Origin of the sequence: Anaerobutyricum soehngenii (genome assembly GCF_009697165.1) — a bacterium.
Taxonomy (GTDB): domain Bacteria; phylum Bacillota; class Clostridia; order Lachnospirales; family Lachnospiraceae; genus Anaerobutyricum; species Anaerobutyricum soehngenii.
Genome location: NZ_VULP01000015.1, coordinates 65903 through 72242, shown reverse-complemented (window position 1 = coordinate 72242; position 6340 = coordinate 65903). Strand labels below are relative to the sequence as shown.

Sequence of the window (6340 nt, the reverse complement as noted above, 5' to 3'; positions counted from 1 at the left end):
CTAATGATGACCGCATTGGAGCTATGAATCTGTATCGTATGGGAATAGACTATCTTGCAGATAGCCAAGTACCTGATACAGTTGTAACAGAGTAAACTCTGCTACAAAGGGTGCTGTCAACCACCCTGTGATGTAACGCCACTTTAGATAGCAATATCTATCGGGGATTAAAGGTCGGAGGTGTAAGCCGTTAGTACGACTGGGCAGTTACAAGCCCATGACCTTTAGGTCGTGGGTAGTTGACCCACTCCATTCACAATTTGATTTTTGTTTCAACAAACAGAAACCCCGAAAAAATAATATTACAATTTACGGCTTCGGAGCAAGGAAAAATGCGACTGAGCATTTTCTCCGCAGCGAAATAGAGCAAATTGTAATATTATTTTTTCGGGGTTTCGTCTGTCTGTTCACACAAAAACAAACTTATTTAGTGGATAAATCATCAGCCTTTTTACGAAGCTTAGCCATCATTCCTTTTTTCTCTGGTTTTGGAACCGGAGCTTTACGGAAGTTGTTGATGCTTGTGATGTAAATGCCGCTGATCATTGCTTTAATCTCAGCTTTTACCGGGATTAAGTCATATACGTTCTCATCAGCGATAAGACTTGTAACCTTTGGTCCGATCTTAGCTTTTACTACAGGCACTTTAGCGCGGCGTGCTCTCTTTGGAGTCTGGTCAATAACAATCTGTGGAAGACCGGAATCTTTTAAAGGGAGTCTCTTTTTATCTATTACGAGCATAGTGACCGGAGTAGCGGCGCTGAATAACTGTTCTTTTTGTTCTTGTTGTTCTTTCTGAAGCTTGGAACCTTTGTAATAAAGGAATCCGAGAATGGCGAGTGCAATTAAAAGGATAATTGCAAAAACGATCCATGGGTTCATAATATTCCTCCTGTACATTGTTAGGTACTTCCAAAATCTTCTGCAAAAGTAAGTGCAGTAAAGAAAAATTGGAAGCTCCTTCTTTTTGATAACACAAATTTCATTCTAACATTATTTACGTTAATTGAAAAGAAAAAATTACAGTTTTATGCTATTTTTTCACTATTTATTGTTGAGCAAGCATATCTGCGATCGCCTGTTTTGCATGTTCGCCCGCAAATTTCTTTTCTGCGGCTGGGAGTTCAGAGATTTTAAAAGGTGTGCCGAATGAAATCGTTACGTGAGATGGACAGACGCGAAGCCCCGGATTATTTTCAAAGATGTCTCTAGTGCCGCGGATGGCAACAGGAACAATAGGGGCTTTGGCTTTTTGAGCCATTTTCAGGCTGCCGCCTTTGAATTCTCCAAGTTCTCCGTTTGTACTTCTTGTACCTTCCGGATAAATACACATGGAATATCCTTCTTTTAGATATTCTGCGCCTTCAAGGATGGTCTGTAATCCTTTGCGGATGTCTTTGCGGTCTAAAAACAGACAGTGAATGCGCTTCATCCAGGAAGAAAGTCCTGGAATATTTCCGAGGCTGTCCTTTGCTACAAAGCCTACACCGCCGGGAATGGCAGCGCCGGTAACGATGATGTCAAAGTAGCTACTGTGGTTTCCAACGAAAAGAGCAGCTTCATCGGGGATATTTTCGAGTCCATTTACCTCGATTGTGACACCGGATATTTTTAAAAGATGTCGAAATACCTTTTGAACATGTTCCTGGGCGATACGAGAAGCCTTCTGTGGGTCAGTCTGTTCAAGCTTTTTTAAACGAATCCTTTCCGGAGTTGTAAAGATCAAATAAAAAAATACATAAACTGCAATACAGATAGAACGAAAAGTCATGATTTCCCCCTTTCTTACGTTTTAACGTCCGTAAAGTTTTGTTACGTCATAAAGACGTTTTGCAACATCGCTGGTAAGAAGTTCTTTCTTCACGCGATAAGCCCAGTTGCCTTCTACTTTTCCCGGAGTATTCATACGATATTCACTTCCCTGACAGAACAGATCCTGAATAGGAATTAAAGCAAAGCGGGCAGGAGTGCCGAAGCAGGTACGGATGAAGTCCCAGCTGATCTGGGAGCCGTCGGTGTTCATGTAACGGCGTACTTTATCGCGGGCTTTTTCGGAAGCAGAGGCGTACCAGCCTGTTGTTGTATCGTTGTCGTGCGTTCCTGTATAGCATACGCAGTTATATGGCTGATTATAAGGAAGATAATTGCTGTCATCATCTTCAAAAGCGAATTGAAGAATCTTCATACCTGGTAATCCGAACTTATCACGTAATGCACGAACTTCATCTGTAATAATACCGAGATCTTCTGCGATGATAGGTGGTTCTTCTCCAAAAGATTGAATTAATGTTTCAAAGAAATCATCCTTCGGTCCATCAACCCATTTGCCATTTAAAGCAGTTTCAGAATCAGCAGGAATCTCCCAGTAGCTTTCTAAACCGCGGAAATGGTCAATACGAACGATATCACTTAATAAGAACTGTGTCTTAAAACGATCCATCCACCATGTATAATTGGTCTTTTTGTGGTATTTCCAGTCATAAAGAGGATTCCCCCATAACTGTCCGGTGGCGCTGAAATAGTCTGGTGGTACTCCGGCTACAACGGTTGGGAATCCATCAGAATCTACCTGGAATAATCTTGGTTCAGCCCACACATCAGAACTGTCACCAGAAACGAAGATCGGGATATCACCGATTAAAAGGATATCGCGCTCATTTGCGTAAGCTTTGAGCTGGCTCCACTGGCGGAAGAATGTCCACTGGAGGAACTTCTCATAAAGAATCTCATCTTCAAGGTCACGTTCGATGACAGCTTTCTGAGATTTCGTTGGTTTGCGGTATTTCTTCTCCCATTCTAACCAGTGAAGTCCGTCCTTGGACTTCTTAATTGCCATAAACATAGCATAATCATCTAACCAGTGAGAGCTTTTACAGAAAAGAGCAAGTTCAGATTTAAGCTCGCTGTCTTCCGGAAGTTCTTTAAAACGGGTAAATGCCTTTTTGAAAAGTTCTTCTTTGTATGCTTGTACAGCCGTAAAGTCAACTTCTTCTTCCGGGAAAGCAGGAACATTACTTAAGTCCGACTCCGCAAGAAGACCTTCCTGCAGAAGAAGTTCTGGACTGATCAGTAATGGCTGCCCTGCAAAAGAGGAGAAGCACTGATAGGGACTATTATGTCCTCCGGTAGGGCCAAGAGGAAGTGTCTGCCATAAATGCTGTCCGGCTTCCTGTAAGAAATCTACAAAACGATAGGCTTCCGGACCTAAATCTCCAACGCCAAACTTACCTGGTAAGGATGTTGGGTGAACTAAAATACCGGAAAGACGATGCATTTTTTTTAATAGTGAAAATTTATCGTTCATACGAACCTCCCTTAAATGAAATATTACTGATGTTTATTATACTGAATTTTGACAAAAATCGCAATGATTCATTAGGATTCATTAAGGATTAAAATCTGAAAAAATTGAAGATATAAAACAACTTTACAGCATTTTTTGCCGGAGAGTTTTAGGGGCGAATCACAGCAGGGATGTTTTTTTGCTTTTAAATTAGGAAAAACAGTGCTATAATAACTTATACTATATCTGTAACAATTTAGAATCAGAGAGGTTGCTGCTCAGCTGCAGGCCACATAGAGGGTTTGCATGTGAGCTGGAAACAATGTATATTTCCTAATTGGGAGAAAGAAATGAAACGAGAAAAGAATATATCAAGAAAGGTCGCACTGAATTTATGGCTGCCTATTATTGTGGTGGTCTTTATATTGGTAGCGGCCTTAGGTGTGATTGAAGTGAATCCCGGTCTCGGATATACGATCTTAGTAGGAGATGTCATATATCTTATTGCATCTGTTTTGTGTTATGAATATACAGAAAAGATGATTAATAATGAATTGCTTACGGCAGGGTTTGAACAGAGTCAGATTCAGAAGCAGATTCTTAAAGAACTGCCGGTGCCGTATGTAATGACAGACCAGTCAGGAACGATTATCTGGTATAATAAACAGTTTTCAGAAATCGCGGGACAAAAGATCATAAAGAAGAGTATCACACAGATCTTTCCGGGCCTTTACAAAAAGGTTTTTCCACAGAATGGACAGACGAAAGAATACTGTATCACACAGGAAGAACATAAATATCATGTGGAATGTAAGAGTATGGTATTTAAGAATCTGGAACGTGGAAAAGAGGAAGAGATTCAGGATGATGGGGCTGAAGGAGACGTTCTTCAGGTATTTTACTTTTTTGATGAGACGCAGCTTCGTGGATATGAGGAAGAGTCGAAGAAGAAGAGTCTGGTTGCAGGACTGATCTATATTGATAATTACGAAGAAGTTCTTGAAAATATGGAAGAAGTAAGGCAGTCGCTTTTACTTGCATTAGTAGAACGAAAGATTATGAAGTACATGCAGGGACTTGATGCGATCATCAAAGGTTTCGAGAAGGATAAGTTTCTCTTTGTATTTGAGGAAGAGAAGCTCGAAGAGCTGATGGAATCTAAATTTTCTATTCTTGATGAGGTTCGTCTGATCAATATTGGTAATGAGCTGTCCATGACATTAAGTATTGGTGTTGGTGTGAATGGAGGAAGCTATACCGAAACATATGAAAGTGCAAGAATGGCAATGGATCTTGCCCTTGGCCGAGGTGGAGACCAGGCAGTAGTGAGAGATGGGGACACGATTTCCTATTACGGAGGCAAGACACAGAAAGTAGAGAAGAGTACAAGAGTAAAGGCAAGAGTGAAAGCGCATGCACTGCGTGAGATCATGCTTACGCATGATAAGATTTTTGTCATGGGACATAAGAATCCGGATGCAGACTGTGTCGGTGCGGCTCTTGGTATTTATCGTCTGTCAAAGACTTTAGGTAAGAGCACATATATTGTTATGGATAAGGATTGTCCGGCGATAGAACCGATCGTAGAGGGAATCTACAAAGAGCGGGCAGAGGAAGAGGAAGATATTTTTGTAACGAATGAGGAAGCGCTGCTTCTTAAAGATAAGTCAGCGATGCTCATTGTTGTAGATGTCAATCTTCCGGCAATGACAGAGTGTCCGGAGCTTTTAAAGTCTGTCTCAACGATTGTTGTTCTTGATCACCACAGACAGAATAATGAAACGATAAAGAACGCAGTTGTTTCTTATGTAGAACCGTACGCATCGTCAACCTGTGAGATGGTAGCGGAGATTTTACAGTATATCGTAGATAAGCCGAAGCTTAAGAATATCGAGGCAGATGCCATGTATTCCGGTATTCTCGTAGACACCGATAATTTTGTTATAAAAGCAGGTGTCCGTACTTTTGAGGCGGCGGCTTTTTTAAGAAGAGCAGGTGCAGATGTGACCCGCGTAAGAAAGATGTTTCGTGAAGATATGGAACATTGCCGGATACGGACAGCCATTATTAACAAGGCTGAGATTTACATGAATGAATTTGCCATTTCCACATTCGATGGAGCAAATGTATCCGGAGCGACTGTTGTTGGGGCGAAGGCGGCCAATGCATTGTTAAATATACAGGGAATCCGGGGAAGTTTTGTTTTGACATCGTTACAGGACTGTATATATATCAGTGCGCGTTCCATTGATGAGCTTAATGTACAGGTCATCATGGAGAAGTTCAATGGCGGTGGTCATCTTACGATGGCGGCGGCCCAGTTAAAAGATGTTACCCTTGAAGAAGCAAAGCGGCAGTTAGAAGATGTTTTGCAGCAGATGCGTGAAGATGGTGATATATAAGATTTCTAAATACGTACTCTCAGAGTCTTTATCTCAGTCGAGAAGACTCCCACCTCTTTCAGGCGGCTCGACTTGAATACATTTGATTTTGTGAGGACATTAACAATATAGGAGGATTAAAATGAAAGTTATTTTATTAGAAGACGTAAAGTCTCTTGGGAAAAAAGGTCAGTTAGTGGAAGTGAATGCAGGATATGCAAGAAACTTTATCCTTCCAAAGAAGCTAGGTGTAGAAGCTACCAGCAAAAATATCAATGATTTAAAGCTTCAGAAGGCACATGAAGATAAGGTGGCAGCAGAACAGTTAGCAGCAGCGAAAGTTCTTGCAGAAGAACTCAAAGATAAGAGTGTAGAGCTTAAGATGAAGGTCGGAGAAGGCGGACGTACATTTGGTGCAATCTCCACAAAAGAAATTGCCGCAGCAGCGAAAGAACAGCTTGGTTACGATATCGATAAAAAGAAGATTTCCGTAAATGAAGCGATCAAGAGCCTTGGTGTTCATAATGTAAAGATTAAGTTACATCCTAAAGTAACTGCAGAACTTAAAGTAAAAGTAACAGAAAAGTAATATTAAAAATTCATATTTCTTATAATGAACTTTTAAAATATTTCTATATTTTAGTGGTGTTGTTATACTAAAGCTATATAGGAAACT

General features: G+C 40.7%; 5 protein-coding genes. 2 read left to right on the top strand and 3 right to left on the bottom strand.

The window, feature by feature from the left end; translation table 11 throughout:
* Positions 1 to 423: 423 nt before the first annotated feature.
* The 3 genes from FYJ25_RS08495 to malQ form a co-directional block, all read right to left on the bottom strand.
* Positions 424 to 882 carry a hypothetical protein gene (locus FYJ25_RS08495; protein WP_096241408.1) on the bottom strand — a complete coding sequence of 153 codons (459 nt, stop codon included), beginning with the start codon at positions 880 to 882 and terminating at the stop codon, positions 424 to 426.
* Positions 883 to 1048: 166 nt separating this feature from the next.
* Positions 1049 to 1771, bottom strand: a complete 723-nt coding sequence (locus FYJ25_RS08490; RefSeq protein WP_154581052.1) for a lysophospholipid acyltransferase family protein — start codon at positions 1769 to 1771, stop codon at positions 1049 to 1051.
* 21 nt (positions 1772 to 1792) lie between these two features.
* On the bottom strand, positions 1793 to 3304 hold the full coding sequence (gene malQ / locus FYJ25_RS08485) for a 4-alpha-glucanotransferase (protein ID WP_154581051.1): 1512 nt from the start codon (positions 3302 to 3304) through the stop codon (positions 1793 to 1795).
* A gap of 329 nt (positions 3305 to 3633) precedes the next feature.
* Here malQ and FYJ25_RS08480 point away from each other — a divergent pair, with 329 nt between their 5' ends.
* Complete coding sequence (locus FYJ25_RS08480; RefSeq protein ID WP_154581050.1) at positions 3634 to 5685, top strand: DHH family phosphoesterase; 2052 nt, start codon at positions 3634 to 3636, stop codon at positions 5683 to 5685.
* A gap of 121 nt (positions 5686 to 5806) precedes the next feature.
* Positions 5807 to 6253 carry a 50S ribosomal protein L9 gene (gene rplI / locus FYJ25_RS08475; protein WP_147607927.1) on the top strand — a complete coding sequence of 149 codons (447 nt, stop codon included), beginning with the start codon at positions 5807 to 5809 and terminating at the stop codon, positions 6251 to 6253.
* Positions 6254 to 6340 lie beyond the last annotated feature (87 nt).

Excerpts from the sequence above, each read along its gene's own strand:
- FYJ25_RS08495 (WP_096241408.1), bottom strand. The coding sequence starts at position 882 with ATGAACCCATGGATCGTTTTTGCAATTATCCTTTTAATTGCACTCGCC.
- FYJ25_RS08490 (WP_154581052.1), bottom strand. The coding sequence starts at position 1,771 with ATGACTTTTCGTTCTATCTGTATTGCAGTTTATGTATTTTTTTATTTG.
- malQ (WP_154581051.1), bottom strand. The coding sequence starts at position 3,304 with ATGAACGATAAATTTTCACTATTAAAAAAAATGCATCGTCTTTCCGGT.
- FYJ25_RS08480 (WP_154581050.1), top strand. The coding sequence starts at position 3,634 with ATGAAACGAGAAAAGAATATATCAAGAAAGGTCGCACTGAATTTATGG.
- rplI (WP_147607927.1), top strand. The coding sequence starts at position 5,807 with ATGAAAGTTATTTTATTAGAAGACGTAAAGTCTCTTGGGAAAAAAGGT.